This is a genomic window from Flammeovirga yaeyamensis, from assembly GCF_018736045.1.
In the GTDB taxonomy this organism is placed as follows: Bacteria; Bacteroidota; Bacteroidia; order Cytophagales; family Flammeovirgaceae; genus Flammeovirga; species Flammeovirga yaeyamensis.
Genome location: NZ_CP076133.1, coordinates 1,239,406 through 1,263,446 on the forward strand (window position 1 = coordinate 1,239,406; position 24,041 = coordinate 1,263,446).

The following is a 24,041-nucleotide window of genomic DNA, read 5'->3' on the forward strand; positions in this document are numbered from 1 at the left end:
TTATTGAGTTTTTGTTTGTTTAATAATGATATTCTCTTGGTTTATTTCGGATACTTCTTTTACAAAGCTATTCCATTCTGCAAAGTCAGATGGTGATAGCAAAAGGTAATCGGAAGTAAAGTTTCGAGAATAGACAATAGTTTGATCTTTTATTTGATACTCAGTTGTTATACTACCAAAAGAACAAGATTTTGATGTTCCCTTTGGAAGGTAAGAAAGTTCATAACCTTCAGGGATGTCGAAGGTGACAATGGAAGAGAATTGACGTTTGTATTCCTCTTCATAAGAGTGTATTCTTTTTTCTACATCTAATTTTTCTCCAATTTTAAGCTTATGTAAGTTTAAATTGATGTAGAATCGATTGCTTACATTTCTACAATAGTTGGGTAGTTGAAACTCAAAATTAATTCTACCCACTTTTTCACCTTTAGAAAAACCATCTACATTTTCAGAAGAGAAACTCACATTGTTTTTTCCAATATCAATAAAATCTCTAAACCCTTTAGTTTCATTTTTTAATTCGGATTTAAATGTACTCGCATAGTATTCCTCTTTGGCATAGCCAGTAAGTTGAGTGGTGTAGTTTCCTTTCAAGTCAGTACCATCCAAAGTGATGTGTGCCGAATCTATTCGAACATTTTTTTCTGCTGATATTTCTGGTACTACCTTAATTTCGTAAGTAGCTCCTTTTCCAATAAGGGCTTCTTTACCTTGGATCATGCTTGTAGGCATACCATAATCTGAAAACGGATTGGTCGCATCTAGGAATAAAGTAGTGTCATTTTCTGTAATACTACAAATCATGTGATTATCCGTCATGGTACATGGCATTTCCTCATAGGTATAAGGTTTAGCTCTTGTCCCAATCCAAGTGAGATGAGCATTGACATCCATCAATCTATAAAAATTATAAAGCAGGTTGGCCATATCTTTACAATCTCCATATCTTTTTGTGAGTACCTCGCTAGCACTTCTTGGAATAAACCCTTCCATACCATCTTCAAAAGCGATATATTTTATGTTTTTTTGGACCCAATAGAAGACCGCTTTTTTAGCCTCTTCTTTAGAAGATGTACCACTAATAATTTTGTCTAATTGATCTTGTAATAATTTCTCATCTTCTTTATCAATTAGACTGACTAATTTTGAATACCATCTATATAAATCATCCACACCCGAAGAAATTTGGTGAGTTTTTCCCTGATGTGTGTAAGATTCTATCAAGATTAAAATATGAGGAGAACTGTATGATCTAGAGGGACTATTTTTTTCAAATTTATATTCTTCAACATTGCTAAGCGTCCATGTATACGTAGTTTTATTCCCTTTTTTAGTTTCGGAAAAAGCGACATTATGATCTTCTACACCAAGTAATACAGGTTTTATCTTTACATTTTTATCGAATGTAACAGAGTATTCAGCATTTTCAACGAAATATCTATCTTGGAAATAAAAAGGTTTTATAAAATGAGCATCATAAATTTGTTTTGTGTACTTCATTTTACCAATAACTGATTTCGATAGCTGCGGATAAGTAAATTCAGTAGCTTTATAATCATTGTAAAAGATGCCTCTTTGGAGGATATCTCTTGTCGAATAATTTTTTACTTTAACCGATTTTGTCTTACCATTATTGGGAACAATAGAAGAGGCTTCTAATTGAGTGATTTTTTCGAATTTGGAATGGAATATCGATTCTAAAGAGTTTTGTTCGAAGTTATCAAAAAACTGTTTTTCTTCTTCGTTCTTTTCTAGAATGTGAATAAAACCATTAAGAAATCCAATAGTTAAATGAGTATTTTTCTTTTTATATATCACATCACCAGAAGGAGTGTTTGCAATACAAAAAGAACTCATTAATATTAAACTCAAAAGGCTTAATAAGAGACTTTTTTTCATTGTATTAAGAGTAAATTAGTCAAATTTAGGGTATGACAAGTTGTTTGCTTTAATAATAGATTAAATATAAATCTTTAAAAAATGAGGTGTTGATACGCCTTTCCTCATGTCAAAAATAATAATTTGATAGCTTTAAAAAAATAGTTGTACAAATTATATGTCGATCATTTGCTAATTCCATCTCATTCTTAGTAACTAATCTTCATTTTACACTTTAATTAGAAATCAACATTAGATTTTCACCTAATATTAAATCCATTTCATATACTTTGAACATTTTTTGATGTTGGTTGAGCATTTTTTGAAGTCCCTTATGCATCGGTTTCTTTTCCTTTGTGATATACTAAATGACTAAAATCGATATGAAAAAAAGGACTACAAAACTAATTTGTGGGTTGATCAGTCTACTCACTTTGTTGTCGGTAAATGTTTTTGCACAGGAACAATTACCTAGACCAACTCAAGAATTTAAAGGTAAAATCGGTAGAACATTTGCCGATTCTAAAGCAGATTATCCTCAGCCAGTAAAAGCAGCGAAAGGAGCTCCAAACATTATTTTGATTATGCTTGATGATGTTGGATTCGGACAAAGTTCTACATTCGGTGGACCAGTAGAAATGGATAATTTAGACAAGTTAGCCGATGAAGGTTTAACGTATACAAGATTCCATACTACAGGTATGTGTAGCCCGACACGTGCGGCACTTTTAACTGGTAAAAACCACCACGAAGCAGGTTTTGGTGTCATCTCAGAATTGTCGACTGGTTTCCCAGGATACAATAGTATTTGGCCAGACGATGCGGCTTCTATCGCTCAGATCTTACAAGGAAATGGTTACAGCACTTCGGTATTTGGTAAGTGGCACAATACGCCAACTTGGGAGGTGACTGCCAACGGACCATTCGATCGTTGGCCTACAGGTTTAGGTTTCGATTACTTCTATGGATTTAATGGGGGAGAAACAAGTCAGTTTGAGCCAGATTTATACAGAAATACAACTCCTGTAGATCAGCCTTACAGCCCAGAAGAGGGATATCACTTAACAGAAGATTTAGCTGATGATGCCATCCGTTGGATGAAAAATCAGAAGTCGAACAACCCGGATCAACCGTTCTTCTTATACTTTTCGACAGGTGCAGCTCACTCACCTTTACAAGCGCCAGCAGAGTTTATCGAAAAATATAAAGGCAAATTCGATAATGGTTGGGATAGCATGCGAGAGGAAACATTCCAACGTCAGAAGGAAATGGGAATTATTCCAGAAAACACAAAATTAACAAGCAGACCAGATGTATTGGAAGCATGGGATTCTTATACGGATGAGGAGAAAAAAGTGTATGCTCGCCAAATGGAAGTGTATGCTGGTTTCTTAGATCATACGGACTATTATATTGGAGAAGTATTAAAGGCTGCTCATGAACTTCCAGGGGGAGATAACACAGTAGTGATTTACATTGTAGGTGATAACGGACCATCAGCAGAAGGAAGTATGACAGGTACTAGTAATGTATACTTAGCTTACAATGGTGTTGGAGGTGAATCATTAGAGGATCAATTGGAAGAAATTGATGAGTGGGGTACTCCAAGCACGGAACCTCATTACGCAGTGCCGTGGGCTTGGGCAGGTTCATCTCCATTTAAATGGATGAAACGAGTACCTTCTCACTTTGGTGGTACAAGAAACGGTTTAGTTATTTCTTGGCCTAAAGGTATCGATGGAGCAGGAGAGAAAAGAACTCAATTCCACCATGTAGCTGATATTACACCTACAATTTTAGATATTACAGGTATTGAGCAACCAAAAAGAGTAAATGGTTTTGAGCAATCAGAAATGTCGGGTGTGAGTATGGCTTACACATTCAAAGAAGAGCACGCTAAAGGACAAAGATTGACTCAATATTTTGAAATTGAAGGTTCTAGAGCTATTTATCATGATGGTTGGGTAGCCTGTGCTTTCCATGGTGTACCATGGATGTTGACAGGGTCAAAAGGTTTTGATGATACTAAATGGGAGTTATATAACATAGAAGAAGACTTCTCTCAGGCAGTAGATTTGGCAGATCAATACCCTGAGAAATTAGAAGAATTGATTGCAATTTTTGAGTCGGAAGCAGCATCAAAAGATGTTTACCCTATGGATGACCGTTTTGTCGAAAGAATTGTCACTCCCGACCGTCCGTCGATTAATAATAAGCGAACTAAATTTACTTATTATGGTCAAACGGAAAGGGTAACAAATAATGCTTCCCCAAGAACACCAAGTAGAACGCATGATATCGATGTAAAATTAACTCATAAGAAAACAGACGAAGGAGTTTTAGTAACTGATGGAGGCTTCGAGTGTGGGTATTCACTTTATATCAAGGACAATAAATTGTATTACACATATAATTACTTTGATAGAAAGTACACGAACATCATTTCTGAGAATAAACTACCTGAAGGCAATTTAGAGATCAAGGTAATTTATGATCAAGTATCAGGCGTGAGAGGTGGAGCTGCGAAAGTGACATTAATGATCGGAGATAAAGAAATTGGATCAGGTGATATACCAAACACAGTTCCAGTACAATACAGTGCAACATCTACTTTTGATGTAGGTACGAACACAGGTTCTAGTCCATCGCAATTATATCATGGACGCTTTACTTATACGGGTGATCTACAGCTAGTAGAAGTAACTCTAAAGTAATCTGATAACAATTTAAGGTTGTCTCATATTCTTATGGGGCAACCTCTTTATTTCTCAACTGATTTGGAGTAATCTGATATTCTTTTTTGAAAGCAGTGCCAAAATGAGCCACTGATACAAAACCCAAATCCATACTTATTTCTGTGATACTTTTATCAGAATATTTAATTTGTTGATAGGCTTCCAGTAAACGATGTTGATCGAAAAATTTCATCACTGTGGTAGAATATACAGTAGAAAAATCTCTTCTCAATTTTGATACACTCAAGTGAAAATGCTTTGCAATTTCTTCTAATTTAGGCTTTTTACTGAAGTCTTCGAGAATATATTCTCTTACATCCAACATGTTTTTATAATCTTCAGGGTGAAGTTTAATATCGTCAATCTCATCAACTTTTTGATCCGATAAAGCAGTAAATAATCGGCCCAAAATTTCAAATAACCTGGATAAGAATATGGTCTTCTTTAATTTCTGATCATCATTAAAAAAAGTGAGTTCACGAACGATGGTATCAATTTCTGGGATAGAAGAAAAATATATATAGCTATTAAGTACTCTTTTTTTGAAAGTCTCAAAGTAGACGTCCTCTATGAACCATGTTTTCAGAAAATCAATAGGACACTTTACGGCGAACCACTCGTACCACACATTGGGTTGTAATTGATTATCGTACAAGAAATTCACATCATAAATAAAGATTCCCTTATTTACAGCTGCTTTCAAACTACTGTCTTCGTCAAATTTTGCTTGATATCCAATACGTATAGTTAGATAGTTTTCCTTATCACTTCCTGTACTTTGAAAAGCAAGCTTTTCCGTACATTTCAGTTTAATTAAGCCTACTATGATATCATTGGGGTAATTAAAATAGTCGGCCTTGCAATCTATTTTATCATTCTTGATAATCATAGATTCACCATCCCAATTTCCACCATAAATATCACTTAGATGTTTATAAACAGTTTGTGGAGAAATATCATTTCCTTCGTATATATGCATACATGAATTTACTAAAAAATGCCGATGAAAAAGAGTTTCTAAATATTCATTATGAATTAAGTAGAGGTGAGATGAGTGTTTATAATAAATGATCCCCCTTACTGTGGTTAAATGATTCAGATGGGTTTAATTCATTGAAATTAAGATTATATACTTTTTTAAGGTCAATTTGACATTTATTAATAATCCAAAATAAGAAAATTGCGTTGTTTGTTATAAATTAAACAATCATGAAATTTTTACGAGCAACTTATAGACTTTTTCGTATTTCAACCTGTACGATTTATTATATTATTTGGGGAAAATTACATTCTGCTAGAAGTGAAGATCCCGCTAAGGTGACCAAAAAAATGCTTAGAAATTGGGCGAAGAAATGCCTATACATTCTAAACTACGAGGTAAAAGTAATTAACCAAGGCAAGCTTCAGCCAAGAGGCATAATCATGTCGAACCATAGAAGTTATGTCGATATTTTTATACTTTTTTCTTTGTATCCATCAAGTATTGTGGCAAAGAGTGCAGTAGGAAAATGGCCTGGCCTGCGTTCTGCGGTAAAATTGGCCGATATGATTCTGGTCGATAGAGGTAACCATAACTCTCGACTGAATACCATGAAGGAAATCAAGGCAAGAGTAGAAAATGAGAAGCGTGTGGTATTATTCCCGGAAGGAGGGATAGGCGATAGTTATTACCCTCAAAAGTTTAAAGGAGGGAGTTTCCTTATTGCCTCTCAACTAAACGCTCCCATAACACCGATTACACTTTGGTACGAAGATCAAAATGATGCCTGGATGGGAAGTATTAGTTTTGTTAGACATTTTTATCAGCAAATGGGCAAAAAGAAAAGCTTTGCCACCATCAAAGTACAGCCTCCTGTACAAAATGATGATCACAAAGCTTTATCGAATGAGGTATATGATGTGATTTATCAGTCGGTAAGTGATTTTGATCATCTTCAAAAAGACAACAAACAGATTGCTTGATGACCTTGCTTTTTCCTAGGGTTGAAACCCTAGGCTTGGAATAATTATATCTGTCCCGACTTAAGTCAGGAAAGATTTAGACAATACTTTAGTGTTGTTTAAAAAAATATTACCAGCCTCAGACTTTAGTCTGGGGTATTGGGGTATTTAATTATATCTGTCTCTAAATGATTAATTATATTAGAGGTGATCTCTCCAAATTACTTAAATCCAATCTTTTTAATATGTATCTGCATCTTTAAAAATCTGAGACTTTTGACCTACTTCCGTCCAAAACTCAAAACATTTTGGATGATTTGCTTTTTCATGATATCACTATCTAATTTCTAATAATCTTGTAGTTCCACCCTTTTTTCCTATTGTATCCTTTGAAAAAATTGGGGGATATTATCCCAGCAACAAAAATAACAGCAAAGGGGATGGTGTTGCTCACCATTTCTGTAGTACTTTCACCATTATATGAATTCATAGACAAAGCTACAAGTGACAACGTTCCGCCAAATGCTATTAAAGGAGCATTTTGAAGAAACATCCAACCTCTTGGATTGCGTTTGATTTTTCGAATATCACTAAGAAGAATGATTTCATCTTTTATATAAATATCATTTTCAGAATAGAAGCTTATTGGACCTTTTATTACTCTTCCATCAATCAGTTTTACCTTTACTTTCTTGAACTCCTGAATGTATTTTACTTTACCTTTTTGAGGGTTAGAGATTTCTAGTTGTACTTGAGAGTATGTTGTTTGTATGAATAAAAGAGAGAAGAGTATTAGTAATAGCGCTTTCATATTAGTTGTTTTTGCTTTAAGCTCAAAGTTTAAAATTTTGTTGATATTTTCCTAGGTTTGAAATAATTATATCTTTCACGACTGAATTCTGGGTAGAAATAAACAATACATTATTGTTGTGTAAAAAATACAAGCCCCTGACTTCAGCCAAGGACTTGTATTTTTTTTTATTAGTAAATATATATTGTTTGTAGTTATCTACTCTACCAAAACAGCATCCGAAGGATACCACTCTCCATCAAACCAAGGTTCTAAAGGACCATATAATCTAAAGATGGTATTCCAACCTTTACCTGGAACAGTTTGTATCCAGTTGTTTTCCATACCTTTTGGTGCTTTTGGACCAATGTAAATGTCCCAGCTACCATCTTCATTTTGAACCAACCCCTTTTTATTATTGTCAATGCCAGGGAATCTTTGATCGGTTTGCAACATCGAACGTGTTTGATTATCGTAGATGGTAAACGACCAGAAGTCTTTCATTGGAGGATTGGCAGGGATGTGGAATTTATACGTTTTGCTTCCATCAAAAGTATTTCCATCTTTATCTGAATAAGCAATAGCATATTGCGACCCTTTACCAATAATTTTCATCGACATGGCAGGAGTAATACCCGTTGCATAAAAGTGGAAAGCACTTCTTGCATCTAATAATCGAACTCCATTATGTTCGAATAAGTAACTCTTATAAGCCAATGGATTTAACCATTGTGTTCCTTTAAACTTGTATAAATATTCGCTTCTAGGTTTTGCCATTTGTGTTCTAACAATGGCACTACCTAATTTTGAGGCTTCTTTTAAGATCGCTTGCATTCTTGGATCAGGATTGAAAGGTTTGCCCTTTTCAATTCCTATTGCAGCAAGAGTACCTAATAGTTCAGGATTTTCAGCAGCTGTTGGTTCAGATTGAACTACTGCATTAATCTCTTCATAGATTCTTTCATCCATTCTGTGAATTGTATTGATTTCTTTGCCAGAAACATTCACAAAATTCATTTTTGGTTGATTATCCTTTTGAGATAATGGATATACTTTAAAAGTCTTTTTAGTCGCTTGTACAGCAGGTTGTGGGTCTCCATTTTTTTGGAATCCTCTCCAAATGACCCAATGACCATATGTTTCTGCTTGTTTTACAAAATATCCTTTAGGTACATCACCTTTATAACCCGGAGGTAAAATCAAGAACTTGCCACCCTTAGATTTATCTGGACCAAGACGGCCGAAGTCGGCTACATATTTAAAATAGTGATCATCAATAATACCCAAAACATCTGGAGGAGTTTCAATCACCATAGGTTCATCTCCTAGTTCCAACCAAGAACACATGTATACTGAAGTGGTATTTGCAGTAAGGAAAAAAGATTTAGAATCCATTAATTCCTCAAAAATAAGGACGGTTTGGTTGGCTGGACCATACTCTAGAATACCACGTTTCATGGCTTCCATAGAAGCAATGTGAATGCCTTTTGTGTAGGCATCGACTGCGTTGACTAAATCTAGGTAATCATAGACTTTGTCTGCTGTTTTTGGTTTAGGTACTCCATCGAAGAACGATAATTCTCCTAGAGTTTCAGTTATAATTGTATTCGGACTTTCAATTCCTGATGGAATCTGAGTCGTCATTTTCATTTTGGGAGTTTGAACAGCTTTATCATTTGATTGATCGTTTGTAGACTGTTCGCAACTTGAGAAAATAGTTCCCATCAATAAGATGGATAACAGGTGTTTGTAGTTAAACATTTTCGGTATATGTTAATTGTTTGATAGTGAATATAATCTATTTTTAGCATACGAAATTAAATTTCAGCTATTAATTTAGATTTATACCAAACATAGTTTTTAAATCTTACAAATTATCTGATATAAACCTTACTTGATCTTTTCAATATCATTCAACTCAAAGCTACCATCGAATACTCCTTTTTGGGGACCATAGAATCTAAATAGTAAGAAGAATCTTCTTCCTTCTACTGTAGGTAACCAATTCGCTTCTTTTCCTTTTGGTGCTTTTGGTCCAAAATAGATAGTTGTACTTCCATCTTTATTTTTCTTCACTTTGCTCATATTAGAATCGATCGTCGCTTTATCAATTTCTCTTTGATACGATGCTGTTTCTAAATCGTAGGTAGTTACTGCCCAGAAATTATCAACAGGCACATTTGCAGGGACTACTAATTTATAATTGCTGCTTCCATCCAACCATTGTCCATCCGTCGTTTCGGCAAGGTCTAAGTAGAAAGTAGCCGAGCCATAATTTTTGATACTTGTAATAATCGCATAGTACAAAGATCCTTTTGCGTTATAATCAAAAACGGATGGGTATTCATACGTCCAATCGGTCTCGAAAGCACCTGGAGGAACTAAAACACTCCATTTTTTACCTTCATACATCCAAGGATTCAATTCCCTGTGGTATTGGTTGATCATATACTCTAATGCCTTTGGTGCTGCTTCAGCAAATAATTTCTTTTCTTTTTCCGTAGGTTGGAAAGGTTTGTTTTTCTCAATCCCCAATTGCTTAAGTATCCCCATAAAAGCTAAATTCATGTCTTCTACAGGTTCTTCTTGAATGAATGCATGGATTTCCTCATAAAGTGACTCATCCATTTTTGGAGTACATTCTAACATTTTGTCATAGACATCCACATAATTCATCTTTGGAGGATTGGCCGCTTCAGATAGTGGATACACTTTGATTTTCTTAGTGATAGCAGTTGCTTTGGCTAAATTTTCTTCTGAAGCATTTGCGATGATTGGTCTTAATACACAAAAACCATTGTTTGTTCTTTGTGTATAAGTATAAGCTCCTGGAATAAGAGGTCCATTGTATCCCTCAGGTATCAAGACATATTTACCTCCATTCCCTTTGTCTCTGCCTTTTGCTCCAACATCGTCGATAGGTCTTTGCCATGCATCCATGATGGTCCCGAAAACACCTACACCATCTTCGGACTTAGGAAGTTCGATTACAATAGGTCCGTCTTGTATATTCCAATAAAAATGAATGTATGGAGTGGTATTGTTTGGTGTAGCGGTCTGAAACTTCCAATTCTGGATTTTAGAATTATAAGCAACATCATTATAATCCACACCATTATCATGTAATGCATCACGATAGGTTTTGAAATTCATAAAAGGCATTGCCCAAACAGCCGTTTCAATGGCTCTATATTCGAATAATTCATCTTCAAATTCCTGACTTTGTGCAAAGCTATTTTGAAGAATAAAAATAAAAGCAAGTAAAAAGAGTAAGGATGATTTTTTCATTTTGATAGATGTTTAATGTTAAACATGATTGAGTGTTCATTTTCTAATATCTTACTATTAAAAATGTCACTATTTTCATTAAAATCATTTGATATGTTTCGGTAGAGTGCTTTTTTATTTAGTTTGAAATGAAGAGTGTTTTTTCGTGTTTTGTTTTTGGTTAATATTAAACTAAGCAAGGTTTTGCATGCCAATATAATAGTAAAAAATACGTTTTTACAAAAGCTTAACTATTTAATTTCAATAATTAAACCGATTTAACAACTGTCGCCCGTATACTAATTTAAACTATGTTCAAAAGTGACAAATAGATAAGAACTAAACTCTTCTATGAGGATATTTCTGCAGCGAACATTTAACTAAAACCGATTATCAAATTATCATTAAAGAAACTACATTATGAAGACGATCTATACCAAATCAATCCGATTAACATTGTTTCTATTGAGTATTTTTAGTTTTGCTAATGCTCAAGATGTCACAACAGTTACTGCTACAGACGACGAAATTAGTCAGAATTTAGACTTAGAAGTTGTAGCGGCTGTGTTTGGTGAATCTAAGGATCTAGAAGACTTCGAAAATAGATTGAACGATCCCGAGAAACAAATCTCAAATCTAGATTTAAATAATGATGGGGAGGTGGATTACCTTAGAGTAGTCGATACTTCCAAAAAAGATACACACGTTGTCACTATTCAAGCAGTAATTGGTCAGGATCAATACCAAGACGTTGCTGTTATTGATGTTGTGAAAGACGAAAAAGGGGAAACTCAAGTTCAGGTGGTAGGAGATGTGTATATGTACGGTTCGAATTACATTGTTGAACCAGTATATGTTCACCGTCCAACTATTTATGTATGGTTTTGGGGACCTTATTACCACCCATGGAGATCGCCTTATTACTGGGGTTATTATCCTCCATTTTATAGACCTTGGAGACCTTATCCGGTACCTTATTATAGAAATAATGTAAGGGTGAATATCAATATTCATCATAGACATACCTACAGACACACCACTGTAAGAAGGTCTCATAGAGCGGCGAATATGCAGAAGAAGGCGAGAAGAATGGACTATGCGAAGCAATATCCAAACAAGTCGTTTGATAAACGTCATAAAGATATTTCTAATGCGAGTCAGTTAAAGCCGGTAACATCAGATAACAAGGTGAAAGATAAAGCGAATCGACCTACTACTTCTGATAACAAAGCAAAGGACAAATCTACTCGTCCGGCTACATCAGATAATAAAGGAATGGATAAAGCTAACCGACCTTCTACTGCTGATAACAAGGCAAAGGACAAGTCTGTAAAACCGAGTCAGCCGACTACTTCAGATAAATCAAACAAGCCGGTAACAAACGACAAGGTGAGTAAAGATAAATCTGAGAAGCCTGCTCAGCCATCAACAAATGATAGAAAGGCGAATTCTTCGAATTATAATACGTATCAAGAGAAATCGACTAGGCCGAGTACGAATGATCGAAGTGTATCAAAAGATAAGGCGACAAGACCGGCTTCTCCGAGTACTAATGATAAGAGAACAGGAAAAACGTCTACGGGTCGACAAGTACAGAAGGATTGGAAAACGTCTTCTCAGAAATCAGGTAATAAATCGAATGTTCAGAATAATAAGGTGAGTGTACCGAGTTATAACTACCGGAACAAAACAAATAACAAAAATAGTAGTTATACAAAACAGCAATCACCTTCGAACAACAACCGAAGTTCTTCGAACGTGAACAAGAACAAGTCGACAAGGCCAAGCACGAACAATAAGTCAAATAGTTCGATGAAGAAATCGTCGACAACAAATAGAAGTTCAACCACGAGACCTTCTAACATGAATAGATCGAGTAGTAATACGAACAAATCGTATAACCGCTCCACAACGACATCGCCTTCGAGATCGACTACGACTCGTCCGGCGACTCGAACAGCTTCACCCTCACGATCGAGGAGATAGTTAGTTCAAAATTTACAAAAAAAAGAGCCACCCCATATGGAGTGGCTCTTTGTTATTACTATTGTTTAACCATTTGGTTAAAATTTTAAATAAACATTTAATTAAGTTAATTTCTGTAACTAAAAATCGATTTAATTAGTATTCTAAAACATAACAATTGCTTTCAATACTTATTGAAAAGTTACTATACTACAACATATTCAATCTCTAAAGTTGAATACATTACTTATAAAATATGAAAATGAACGATCTTAAAACTTCGCCTACTATTGATCAAGCTAAACCCGTTCAACGAATAGAATTTCTTGATTATCTTAGGGTGATTTCAATTACAATGGTATTAATGGTGCATGCCATTGAATTATTCTATTTAGCAGTAGACCATGTTTCCATAAAACCTGGAGACGAATTTTGGGTGACTTATATGAGTAGCCCTCTACGAGCATGTGTTCCTTTATTTGTGATGGCTTCAGGGTATTTATTGGTTCCTGTAAAAGCATCATCAAAAGAATTTTATACCAAACGTTTTACTAGAATTCTTGTGCCTTTTGCTGTGTGGTCGGTGTTATATGCTGTAGTTCCTTATTTCTTTGGAGCCGATACTTTTGCAGTGATGCAAACAAAGTTGACGACCCTATTACATAATTTCAACTTAGAATCAGGACACCTTTGGTTTATTTATATGCTTGTGGGCGTTTATTTATTCTTGCCAATTATTTCCCCTTGGTTAAAGAGTGCCTCAAAACGTTTTATAGAATTTTATTTAGTATTATGGTTCCTATCAAGTTTCCATCATTATTTAAAATTGGCATTTCCTGATGGTGTCTTTGGTGAAGTTTTCTGGAACGAATTCCATTCACTTTGGTATTTTTCGGGTCACTTAGGCTTTGTGGTCTTGGCCTTTTATTTCCGAAAGTTTGTGCATTTAAATCATAAGCAAAGTAGAATTATAGGCTTGATCATTTTTGGGATTGGCTATGCGATTACAGCTATTTTATTTGGTCACTTTGTTTCTCAGACCAAAGAGATTTATTTAGTCGAGATGGCTTGGAGATTCTGTACACCAAACGTTATTTTGATGACGATCGGCTTATTTATGCTGATTAGAACTATCAACATAAAGAATGAAAAAGTATATAGTGTAGTAAAAGAATTATCACGATTAAGTTATGGGGTCTATCTTTCTCACTTATTCTTTGTGGGATTATCTTGGACGTACATTGTTCAGCCTTTAGGTTACTCTACTCCAATATCTATTTTATTGGTAACAATATTGACATGGGTGGCTAGTAATGTATTGGTGAAAATTCTTTCTTACTTACCAAAGAGTAAATATTTTATCGGATAGTATAAAGTCATCATCATTTAATGAGTCTAAGGAGTACGAATTTCTTAGACTCATTTTTATTTATCGACAGTTAAGCGACTTATCATTTCATCTGAAAAATGCCTTTAGATTTTTTCTAAATTACTTATCCCTTTTCAATTCACTTTGTATATTTGCATTGCTCTTAATTTAAGCACACCCTAATGATGAACAAACTGAACATATCAGTTACTTTTTTTCTAGCATCGATCGTATTTCTTCAGACGATTTATGGCCCATTGGTTTATATGGACTTTAAAATGCGTCAGGATTTTTATGCGAACGTTTTGTGCTTGAACAAAAACCGAACAGACCTTCCACAGGTTTGTGGGGGGCGATGTCAGCTAAAATCTAAGTTAGCAGAAGCTACTACAGAGACAAGTAGTAGCGAAAAGGAAAACTCTCTGAAAGAAGTGGTATCTGAACCTCTTTTACTTTCCATTTTTATGTTTTCTGATAAGGGTACAATGGATAATATCCACCAATTGCCTCTTTTAGTGGACGAAACAGTGGATGGGGACTTTATTGCTTCGATTTTCCATCCTCCCATCGTCTAATTCAACTCCCTATACGACTTTTTAAACATCATTTTTATGGTAGGGACGACTATGTCCAATAGTCAGACCTTATATTTTTTGAGATAATCGTTTTTTATCTCCAGGTCGTTACACCCTTTATTTTTTACATCATTTCATAACCATCTTTCTGGGCTATTGAATTCGTACGTTTTAAAGCGTATTCAAAAGTGATAGTAGATCGTTATGTCCAAATAAAATAGCAATGAAAACGCAATTTTTAGGTGCTCTTCTTTTGATTTTGAGCATCACTTCTCTTCATGCCCAAAATTTAGTCATCAAAGGTTTAGTACAAGATGATTTATCAAAAGATCCTTTGATAGGTGCGGTAGTGGTTAATCAGAAAAACAATAATTATACAGTCACTGATGCCAAAGGAAATTATACTTTGGAAGTAGATTATGAGGATATCATTCTTATTAAAATGCTTGGCTATACCACCCTTTCAATCAAAGCAAAAGAGGTGGGTGAAACGATTTCAATGCAGCAAGATGATTATGTATTGAATCAAGTGATTGTTTCTGCAAGTAGAGATGCCCAAAAGAGGGAGGAAGCACCCATGGCCATCACTTCTATTGGAGCAACAATGTTGGAAGAATCAAAAGTACAATCCTTAGAACAAGTCATCAATAAAGTGGCAGGTGTTGTGATGGCTGACCTTGGTAGCGAACAACACATGATGGCTATTCGACAACCGATGTCGACCAAGAGTTTGTTCTTGTATATGGAAGATGGACTTCCGATTCGTCCAACAGGTATTTTTAACCACAATGCTTTGAATGAGATGAACATGGCAGTTGCTCAAAATATTGAAGTGATTCGAGGTCCAGCTTCCGCTTTGTATGGGTCTGAAGCCATTGGTGGAGCAATCAATATTATTACAAAAACACCTTCTTTAGTCCCGACAGCTAAGGTGCAGTTAAGAGGAGATTCTTATGGATATCAAAGAATTGATGCCGTAGTAGAAGGATCAACTAACGATGGAAAGTTAGGTGTTAGTGTAGGTGGATATTCTGCAAAAAGAGAAAATGGGTATTTAGATCATAGTGATTTTGATAAAACAATTCTTTCAGCTGTGCTTCAATATCAAGTGAATGAAAGCTTAAAATTAACATCAAATACTACTTACATGAAGTATTATTCTGATATGGGTTCTTCTTTGGATAGTACCTCATTTTATGATAGAGACTTTACGTCACTTCATAACTTCACTAAAAGAGAAATCGAACTTTGGAGGTCAACATTTACAGTAGATAAGGTGTGGAGTGAAAATAGTAAAACTGTAGCAAAAGCCTTCTTTAGAACCAATACTTTAGGACAGATTCCGAGTTATAGAATCAAGAATGATTGGGGAAATCCTGCAGTGGCAAAAGGTGAAGTAAATGAGAGTTCTTTCCAAAGTTATGGCGGAGTGATTCAACATAATCAGAAAATTCCTTCTTTGAAAACAACCATTAGAATTGGGGCAAGTATCGATTATAGTCCAACGGCATTCTGGGCCAATTATATTGATGTTGATCGAGATGAAACAGGTCGTTATGTGGGTTATACTGAAACAGATTCGGTATTATCAGATTATCAAACCAACTTATTAAATACGGGTTTGTATGCTCAAGTTGAGGTGAACCCTGTAGATCGTTTATTTATTACTGCTGGAGTTCGTTCGGATCACTTTAAGTACGATTATAAGAACAATTTAGACGAGAACGCTTTTTCAGGAGCGCCTAATTCCATCAACTATTTTAATGCAGTGACTCCAAGAATTGGAGCGACCTATACCTTGTTAAACGGGTTAGGATTTTATGCGAACTATAGTGTTGGTTTCATGCCTCCTCAAGTATCAGAATTATATAGGGGAGTGAAAGTACCTACTTTAGAACCATCATATTATAACAATGCAGAAGTAGGGTCTTGGTATGAATTACCAAAAGGTTTGGGTTACCTAGAATTAGCATATTACAACATGAATGGGGAAAACGAAATCGTTTCTGTGTTGCAAGACGACGGTTCTTATGAGAACGAAAATGCAGGATCTACTAATCATGAAGGAGTTGAAGCGGCCTTGCATTTCAAACCAATTGCACAGCTTTTCTTAAGAGTAGGAGGAAGTTATGCAGAACATACTTTTGAGCAGTTTGATACTGGAACTGAAGACCTTTCAGGGAATACGATGGCCAATGCACCAAATTGGGTAGCAAATATGGAATTGACCTACAAACCTAAATTCTTAAAAGGATTTAGAGCTGCATTGGAATTCCAAAAAGTGAGTGAGTATTACATGGATAATCAAAATACCAAAAAATATGAGGGCTACCATTTGTTTAATTTACGTTTCGGGTATCAGTTTAAAGGATTCGATACTTGGGTAAATATCATGAATGTAACAGACGAGTTGTATGCCACAAGAGTATCAAAATCTGCTTGGGGAGAAAATTACAACTTAGGTGCACCTCGTACTTTTCAAATTGGTATCGGATATACAATTAGCAAAAACAAATAACCAATGAATTTATATCAACTGCATAGAAAGTTAAGCTTAATCGCTTTATTACCTGTTTTAGCTTGGACGTTGAGCGGAGTAATGCACCCTTTGATGTCGAATTTTAAACCAAATGTAAAACAACGTTTGGCAATCAATACAGATGTGAAGGAATTGGATGATCAAGCACTTTCGATCGATTCAATCATGACGCTACACCACTGGGAAGACATTCAGTCTTTCCGGTTGGTACTTCTCGATTCTACTCTTTTTTATCAAGTAAAAAGGGAGAACAAAAATATCTATGTAAACCTACTTTCTGGAGAGGTTCTTCAAAATGGAGACCTTACCTATGCCACTTATTTAGCAGGTTTATATTCAGAAGATGATGCCTCAAAAATCACTTCTATAGAAGAGCAAAAGGAGTTCTCTAACGAATATGTAAAAATTGCGAGAATACTTCCGGTATATAAAGTATCCTATCAAAGAATGGATGGGTTAAGGGTATTTATTGATGTCAATACCGATCAGATGACCTATGCAACCAATCATATTCGAAGTGTTTTCCAACAATTTTTCTTGTGGGCACACAGTTGGACGTTTTTAGATTTTAATACTACCTTCCGTTTGATGGTGTTAGGTTTATTTATCAGTATTACTTTTGTGGCAGGGGTGACCGGAATTTTGGTGTACACTAAGTTTAGGAAAATGTATCAAAAACAAGATACTTCTCGAATTCCTTGGCAAAGAAGATTGCATCGATCGTTAGGTATCGCTTTATCCTTCACTCTTCTGTTGTTTGCTTTAAGCGCCTTTATGCACATGCTTCCAAAATACAATGCATTAGATAAGACGTCGTATAAAAGTGATATTTCTTTTTCTAAAGAGGAGTTGAAAAAAGAGGTTGATTTTCCTAAAGGATGGTTGAACTATCAGCCGGTTAAGGTGAATGACCATCCTTATTATCAAGTACATTACAAGAAAGGGAGAGCCGTTTCTAAAAGATATTTTGATGCTAATACCGGAGAAGAGTTGATGCAAGGAGATAGTGTGTATGCGGTTCAATTGGCAAAACAGTACAGTGGACTTTCAGAGGTGAAATCAATCACTTCTTACTATAAATTTGAAAACGAATATGGCTTTATCAATAAGTTGTTGCCTGTTCAAAAAGTACAATTTGTTGGTGAAGGAAATCCACGTTGGTATATCGATACAAAGACAAGTTTTGTAGGTGCTATTATCGAAGATAAAGCGGCCTTATCGGGATTTATTTTTGCCTATTTTCATAAGTATCATCTATTTGATTTTCTGGGAAAAGGAGCTAGAGATACGATTATGTCCACTTTTGCATTAGGGAATTTCTTAGTTGCTCTTTTAGGATTTTGGATGTATATCAATATCAAAAAGAAGAAGAAAAGAAATAGAAGAAAAAAGGAATTTGTGATCTAATATTTAGCCATTGGTTTGTACTTATATTGATGATAATCTGAGTACAAACCAATTTTACATATGTCTTATTTCTTCAAACTTATGAATGAAAATATCTTCGATATAATTCAGTTCTTTTTTGTATTTTAAATCTGATCTTGTCGCAAAATGTAAGGTGTTTTCTGTGGCTACTTTACCTTCCCAAACCAATTTGATTTTACCTTCTACGATATCTTTTTTGCATAGAAAATCTGGTACCAATGCCATCCCTTCTGCTTGATATAAACATCGAATAATTGAGCTAATATTAGGAAGGATATAATTGGGTTTAAATACTGGTTTTTTTCCTAAATTTTCGAACCAAAAGCGTCTAAAATGCTCCATTTCATTAGAGGCACTGTACCAAGTTTTGGATTGAAGCACTCCATCCAATTCTTTCCAATTGCCTTCTTCAATTAGTCGATCGATCTCAGTGGTATCGACATTGTTTCCAGCGACTAAAACAATTCTTTCCTTGGCAAAGGATGTATAAGTCACCAAAGCCTTTTTGGTATCAGGAGTTTTGGGTGTAATGACTAAATCCAGCAAACCATTACTCAAATCTTTAATGAGGTCGATATGACTTCCGAACTTGGCAATTAAATCAAATTCTAAATCGGGCACTTTGTTTTCCAAAACCAATTGAAACATTTCAGAACACATGCCAATATGTACCGATGGTTTTCGTTCCTTGGAAGATCGGCGAAAATGCTGTTCAGCCTTCTCCAATTTAAGAATTGAATTGATGATGTATTCATACAAAAACTTCCCTTCCTCAGTAGGAATCATTTTACGAGTAGTTCGTTCGAAAAGCTTTTTACCAATATAGGCTTCTAAAGCATTTAAGTGGACACTTACCCCAGGTTGAGAAGAATAAAGTGCGTTGGCAGCCTTTGTTAGTGTTCCATTTTCATAGACTTCTTTGAAAGTTCTATACCATTCTAAATTGACCATAATATTATCTATTAAAATATTAATACAAAGGTATGAAATGTATTATTTTTATGATAGTAAAGAGTGCTGTACTTTTGTGTCATATTAAAATAATCAAAGACATGAAAAATATATTTATAATTAACGCCGCACACCCATTCGCTCATTCAGGAGGAAGATTTAATAAAACATTGCTAGAGTTTACCAGTAATTATTATTCATCAAAGGAAGATATAGAAGTTAGAACAACTCAAATAGGGGACGAATATGATCCAATGAAAGAAGTTGAAAACTTTAAATGGGCCGATGTTGTCATTTATCACGTTCCAATTTGGTGGTTCCAAGTACCTAACGGGTTTAAAGAATATATTGATCAAGTATTTACAGCCGGACATCAAAACGGTATTTATAAACACGATGGAAGAAGCCGTAAAAATCCGGATATTAATTATGGGACAGGAGGGATGTTACAAGGGACAAAATATGTGTTGACTACTAGTTGGAATGCTCCTCATACAGCCTTTACCATGGAAAATGAGTTCTTCCAACAAAAAAGTGTCGATGAAGGAGTAATGTTTGGTTTCCATAGAATGAATGCTTTTACAGGAATGGAATTGGTAGATACACATCATTTTTACGATATGGAAAAGAATGCAGACGTTCCAAAAGAATTAGAAAAATATAATCAGTTTTTAGAAGAGTTGAGTTTCTAGAGAATGATGAAAAATATAAAACCCCGCAATGTTTTTTGTGGGGTTTATTCATTATAGAATAGATCTTTCGCTGATTTGAGTGATTTCTTACCCTCTTCATATAACTTCACATCATTAAATGCTTCGGTTAAATTTTGAATGGCTTTACCTTTTTCCTTATCCTCTACCTCTTTTATGATATCTATATAGTCTAAGCTCTTTAAAAGCTCCATAAAAAAAGGAACTCTTTTATCATCAATATCTAATATAACTTTCATAATTATTTTCTTTTATACACAAATATACGATTTAATCTTTGGATGAGTTTAATTACAATAAGTTATAATGTTAGTATAATATTGAAATTCATAGCAATAAGTAATATTTGAATTAGTTACTCTTTGGGACAGGCACCTCAATAAAAGGAATTGTCACAATAAATTGTAATACATTAATATTAGAACTTAAAGAGACATTATCGCTAAAACTATTTGATAACCCCATGACATATCTCAATCTTAAATCGAGACCTTTTCCTTCCCGAACTTTTCCAAAACTTTTGACCACCTCAAAAGCCCAATTATAATTCACACTTCGAAAAGAGTTTTTGATATCCTGATTTATGGTCGCTTCATTCCCATTTTTTAGATCTAATTCTGTTATTTCCGTTGCCTGATTTAAAAACGAAAATTGTGGGCCAGTACCAAAATGCCAACTATCCGATACCGAATATCGCACTAAGATAGGGACATCAAAATATCTGACCGACCAAGAAGTATTGATTTCTGAAATTAGTGAATCGGCGAAATTGGGAACAGGTAATATCTTAGGAGTATTTCTTCGACTACGATCACTGATCATTTTAAATTCAGCTACCAATTGAAACTTATCAGATATCTTGGTATGTGTACCCAATCCAAAGTTCCATCCAATCTGTACATCTCCAGGGGCATTCTGATAAAAAGAAGTATTTGCCCCAACATCTAAACTTAAATGGAAGTTTTCTGAAGCTACTTTATCTCCGAAGATGAGTACAAGTATGGCGGCTTGACCGTTGCAAATAGTTGTGCTAAAAATAAAAAAGAGTAAAGTAATTGTTAAGTTTTTGATGTTCATATCAAAATGTTGATTTTGGTGAAATGCCGTGTTTTTGGTATTACTATTTTAAATACATTTTAATTTAGGGAAAATAAAGATCAATTAAAATTTATTCAGTATCTGTCATTATCACAAGCATACAAATTAAATTTTGCTACATCTTTTCTACTTCATGCAACAATATCAATAGTTTACCTCAATTCTGATGATTAACTTTGTAATACCAATAAACCTAACAAAAATGCAGTATTCAAGACGACAAATAATCAAACAACTTTTTACCTCTTTTATCGGATCCACATTAATTCCACAATCTATTTTTTCTATGGATGATTTTACAAAAAAGTATATCGACAACATTGGTCTTCAGCTTTGGACGGTAAGGAATGAGCTTTCAAGAGATTTAACAAAAACATTACAAAGCATTTCTGATTTTGGTTACCAACAGTTGGAAGGAATGAATCTTCCTCAAGTGATGTCCATAAAAGATCAAGCAAATGATGTTGACTTAGAAATTAGAAGTACTTTTTTCCAATGGACTTATCTCACCAATAATTGGGAATTGGCCAACTCCAGAGGAATTCAGAAAATAAAAGGAGTAAGCGATGTGGAATCCTTAGTAGAACTATCCCATAAACTTGGACTGAAGAACCTCACTTTTGGATATCTCTTCCCAGAAGAACGATCAGTAGAAGATTATAAAAAATGGGTGGATGCACTTCATAAAATGGGAGAGTTGTGTCAGCAAGCTGATATTACATTATCCTATCATAACCATGCGTTTGAGTTCAAAGACGAACAAGGAATAACTCCATTTCAAGTACTTGTCGACCGATTAGATCCCGAATTAGTGAAATTTGAATTAGACGTTTTCTGGGTGAAAGCGGCAGGGTTGGATCCTTTAAAAATGATGCAACAACTTGATGGAAGAATAAGCCACCTTCACCTAAAGGAATTAAAGAACACCAATTATATACAATTTGATGATCAGACGATGCCACACGAACAATTCGTGGCTTTAGGAGAAGGGATAATTGAGTTCCAATCCATATTAAAAGAAGCCTCAAGACAGAAAATCAAAAGTTGTTTTGTAGAGCAAGATCATGCAGAAGCACCTCTAGAAAGCATCCAAAAGAGTATCAATTTTCTTAGAGAAATCACCTAAAAAATCACTCATTAAACTCCTGCAATTCATCTCTGATATTCTTAGGAAAAGTCTTCTTCGCCAAATACAACTCCTTCACTTTTTCATCTTTATTGACAGTTTCATCCAAATAATAGATATAATTGAGGTGTAAATAATAGATCAGAATACGATTGTAAGTATCCAGTGACTCGTCTTTAATCATACTCAACATTTCCTGTTCAATATCTTCTTGATATTTCGTCTCTGCCAAAGCACGCCCTAATCGACGAATACTCCCATAATAATGTTTGGGTCCACAGTTTTCTACTCTTAGAGTGATGCCCAATAGCAAATCCTTAACATTAAAATTGAGCTCCTCTAACTCTTTGATATAGGTATTTCTAGCTCCTTGTGCATAACTACCATCCGACATTCTTGAAAAATTATCGTTCATGATATCCATATGTGCTCTCAAGAAAATTTCCCAGTTGATTGTTTCTGCAGATAGTTGTGCAATCTCGAAGGCATGATCCCTTGGGCGAGAATCCATAGAACATTGTCCCCAAACTTCTCTGCTTCTTTTTAGTTGAAGCTCTGTTTCTTTGGAGTAGTATTGACCAACCAATGCTTCAAAACTTTCAGTTGAACCACCCTCTGTTAGTCCTTCATTAATAGCCTCCAGTAAATATTTTTGGAACTCTGATCGCTGACTATTTTGTTCCCTTACTATTTTTTGTTCTTCAAGGTATTCATTTCGCCTAATACCAAATTCTTTATACGTTTCCTTTTTGCTTTTTTTTGGGTAATCAGGTAAACCAGTATCGATAAACTGATAAAATGCCTCTATCTTAGGACCTCTTTCCCACTCGTTGTATTTATTGTTTTCTGCATCACTCAAAAGAATTCTAGCAGTAGTATCAATCATACATTCAGAATACTGTACCATACGAGCATATTTCTTTGGGAGTGATAAAGATTCAAATTCTGTGATAAAATAAATGCCTTTTAATGATGCATCTGAGTATTTTGATTTTTCTTCAAAAGCAAAAAGTGTTTCTCCTTTTACTTGTGAATCAATATAGGCTGAATCAAATCCCATAAGGCGTTTGTCATTTAAAATATCTGTAAACTTTGTTCCTACCTTATCCTTTCTCCAAATTTTATGATGTGACCTCCTAAATATGCGTTCTTCATTAATTTTAGTATTGGGGTATTTCTTAACTAATTGTTGAAACCCTATACCATTTTTTAAATCCTCATAAGCGGCATTGACATCCTCTTTTGCCACATTAAACGATATCCCTTTAGCAGTAGCAACACTTAAATACTCCCGATCCAAATCACATCGATTAAAATCCAGATTAATTGAATCGACAATTACTTGCAATTGATGCATAGTGGTGTCATTATAAATCAAACCGTTTTGATAAATTTTGAATTCATCACTTTGAGCAAAAGCAATAGAACATTGAAGGATAGATAGTATTAGAATGAAGTATTTCATAAGAGTAACATTAATTAGTTTTAAGTAGATCGTACTATAAAGAAAGGACTTTTTGATGAATCGTTGTAACTAAGTTCGTTAAAGTTAGTGAAAAGAATATTTGGCAAAAACCTGCTTTTATGCAGAATAAAAATTGAATTTTAACAAGATGTGAATAAAAAGTAACAAAGCACTTGCGTTGTTATAATTTATTTACTTTATTGC

At 34.6% G+C, this 24,041-nt stretch carries 18 protein-coding genes; 9 read left to right on the forward strand and 9 right to left on the reverse strand.

Annotation, left to right across the window (positions count from 1 at the left end; all coding sequences use genetic code 11):
• Nucleotides 1-1,899 carry a transglutaminase-like domain-containing protein gene (locus KMW28_RS24815; protein ID WP_169663608.1) on the reverse strand — a complete coding sequence of 633 codons (1,899 nt, stop codon included), beginning with the start codon at nt 1,897-1,899 and terminating at the stop codon, nt 1-3.
• A 362-nt stretch (nt 1,900-2,261) separates the two neighbouring features.
• On the opposite strand from KMW28_RS24815, the gene KMW28_RS24820 reads away from it, so the two are divergent.
• Nucleotides 2,262-4,592: an arylsulfatase gene (locus KMW28_RS24820; RefSeq protein WP_169663609.1), complete on the forward strand. Its 2,331-nt coding sequence runs from the start codon at nt 2,262-2,264 to the stop codon at nt 4,590-4,592.
• 31 nt (nt 4,593-4,623) lie between these two features.
• Here the strand turns inward: KMW28_RS24820 and KMW28_RS24825 are convergent, their stop codons facing one another.
• The gene (locus KMW28_RS24825) at nt 4,624-5,592 is read right to left on the reverse strand and encodes a helix-turn-helix domain-containing protein (protein ID WP_169663610.1); all 969 of its coding nucleotides are present in this window, start codon (nt 5,590-5,592) and stop codon (nt 4,624-4,626) included.
• A gap of 230 nt (nt 5,593-5,822) precedes the next feature.
• Here KMW28_RS24825 and KMW28_RS24830 point away from each other — a divergent pair, with 230 nt between their 5' ends.
• Nucleotides 5,823-6,575, forward strand: coding sequence for a lysophospholipid acyltransferase family protein (locus KMW28_RS24830; RefSeq protein ID WP_169663611.1), 753 nt, complete (start codon nt 5,823-5,825; stop codon nt 6,573-6,575).
• A 319-nt stretch (nt 6,576-6,894) separates the two neighbouring features.
• Here KMW28_RS24830 and KMW28_RS24835 read toward each other — a convergent pair whose 3' ends face one another.
• The 3 genes from KMW28_RS24835 to KMW28_RS24845 form a co-directional block, all read right to left on the reverse strand.
• Nucleotides 6,895-7,365 carry a hypothetical protein gene (locus KMW28_RS24835; RefSeq protein WP_169663612.1) on the reverse strand — a complete coding sequence of 157 codons (471 nt, stop codon included), beginning with the start codon at nt 7,363-7,365 and terminating at the stop codon, nt 6,895-6,897.
• A gap of 198 nt (nt 7,366-7,563) precedes the next feature.
• The gene (locus tag KMW28_RS24840; RefSeq protein WP_205958158.1) at nt 7,564-9,105 is read right to left on the reverse strand and encodes a DUF1254 domain-containing protein; all 1,542 of its coding nucleotides are present in this window, start codon (nt 9,103-9,105) and stop codon (nt 7,564-7,566) included.
• 129 nt (nt 9,106-9,234) lie between these two features.
• A complete protein-coding gene (locus tag KMW28_RS24845; RefSeq protein WP_169663613.1) occupies nt 9,235-10,632 on the reverse strand; it encodes a DUF1214 domain-containing protein in 1,398 nt (465 codons plus the stop codon).
• Nucleotides 10,633-11,031: 399 nt separating this feature from the next.
• Here KMW28_RS24845 and KMW28_RS24850 point away from each other — a divergent pair, with 399 nt between their 5' ends.
• From KMW28_RS24850 to KMW28_RS24870, 5 genes are all read left to right on the forward strand, one after another.
• Nucleotides 11,032-12,597 (forward strand): hypothetical protein, encoded by a 1,566-nt coding sequence (locus tag KMW28_RS24850; RefSeq protein ID WP_169663614.1) that lies wholly within the window; start codon nt 11,032-11,034, stop codon nt 12,595-12,597.
• 241 nt (nt 12,598-12,838) lie between these two features.
• Nucleotides 12,839-13,945, forward strand: coding sequence for an acyltransferase (locus KMW28_RS24855; protein WP_169663615.1), 1,107 nt, complete (start codon nt 12,839-12,841; stop codon nt 13,943-13,945).
• A gap of 182 nt (nt 13,946-14,127) precedes the next feature.
• On the forward strand, nt 14,128-14,520 hold the full coding sequence (locus KMW28_RS24860; RefSeq protein ID WP_169663616.1) for a hypothetical protein: 393 nt from the start codon (nt 14,128-14,130) through the stop codon (nt 14,518-14,520).
• A gap of 223 nt (nt 14,521-14,743) precedes the next feature.
• Complete coding sequence (locus KMW28_RS24865; protein WP_169663617.1) at nt 14,744-17,038, forward strand: TonB-dependent receptor; 2,295 nt, start codon at nt 14,744-14,746, stop codon at nt 17,036-17,038.
• 3 nt (nt 17,039-17,041) lie between these two features.
• Complete coding sequence (locus tag KMW28_RS24870) at nt 17,042-18,466, forward strand: PepSY domain-containing protein (protein ID WP_169663618.1); 1,425 nt, start codon at nt 17,042-17,044, stop codon at nt 18,464-18,466.
• Nucleotides 18,467-18,520: 54 nt separating this feature from the next.
• Here the strand turns inward: KMW28_RS24870 and KMW28_RS24875 are convergent, their stop codons facing one another.
• The gene (locus KMW28_RS24875) at nt 18,521-19,438 is read right to left on the reverse strand and encodes a LysR family transcriptional regulator (protein ID WP_169663619.1); all 918 of its coding nucleotides are present in this window, start codon (nt 19,436-19,438) and stop codon (nt 18,521-18,523) included.
• Between the two features lie 101 nt (nt 19,439-19,539).
• Here KMW28_RS24875 and KMW28_RS24880 point away from each other — a divergent pair, with 101 nt between their 5' ends.
• Complete coding sequence (locus tag KMW28_RS24880; RefSeq protein WP_169663620.1) at nt 19,540-20,130, forward strand: NAD(P)H-dependent oxidoreductase; 591 nt, start codon at nt 19,540-19,542, stop codon at nt 20,128-20,130.
• 44 nt (nt 20,131-20,174) lie between these two features.
• Here the strand turns inward: KMW28_RS24880 and KMW28_RS24885 are convergent, their stop codons facing one another.
• Together KMW28_RS24885 and KMW28_RS24890 are read right to left on the reverse strand one after the other, a co-directional pair.
• The gene (locus tag KMW28_RS24885) at nt 20,175-20,387 is read right to left on the reverse strand and encodes a hypothetical protein (RefSeq protein ID WP_169663621.1); all 213 of its coding nucleotides are present in this window, start codon (nt 20,385-20,387) and stop codon (nt 20,175-20,177) included.
• A 112-nt stretch (nt 20,388-20,499) separates the two neighbouring features.
• Nucleotides 20,500-21,225 (reverse strand): outer membrane beta-barrel protein, encoded by a 726-nt coding sequence (locus tag KMW28_RS24890; protein ID WP_169663622.1) that lies wholly within the window; start codon nt 21,223-21,225, stop codon nt 20,500-20,502.
• A gap of 223 nt (nt 21,226-21,448) precedes the next feature.
• On the opposite strand from KMW28_RS24890, the gene KMW28_RS24895 reads away from it, so the two are divergent.
• Nucleotides 21,449-22,372: a sugar phosphate isomerase/epimerase family protein gene (locus tag KMW28_RS24895; protein WP_169663623.1), complete on the forward strand. Its 924-nt coding sequence runs from the start codon at nt 21,449-21,451 to the stop codon at nt 22,370-22,372.
• Between the two features lie 4 nt (nt 22,373-22,376).
• Here KMW28_RS24895 and KMW28_RS24900 read toward each other — a convergent pair whose 3' ends face one another.
• Nucleotides 22,377-23,837 (reverse strand): hypothetical protein, encoded by a 1,461-nt coding sequence (locus KMW28_RS24900; RefSeq protein WP_169663624.1) that lies wholly within the window; start codon nt 23,835-23,837, stop codon nt 22,377-22,379.
• Between the last annotated feature and the right edge of the window lie 204 nt (nt 23,838-24,041).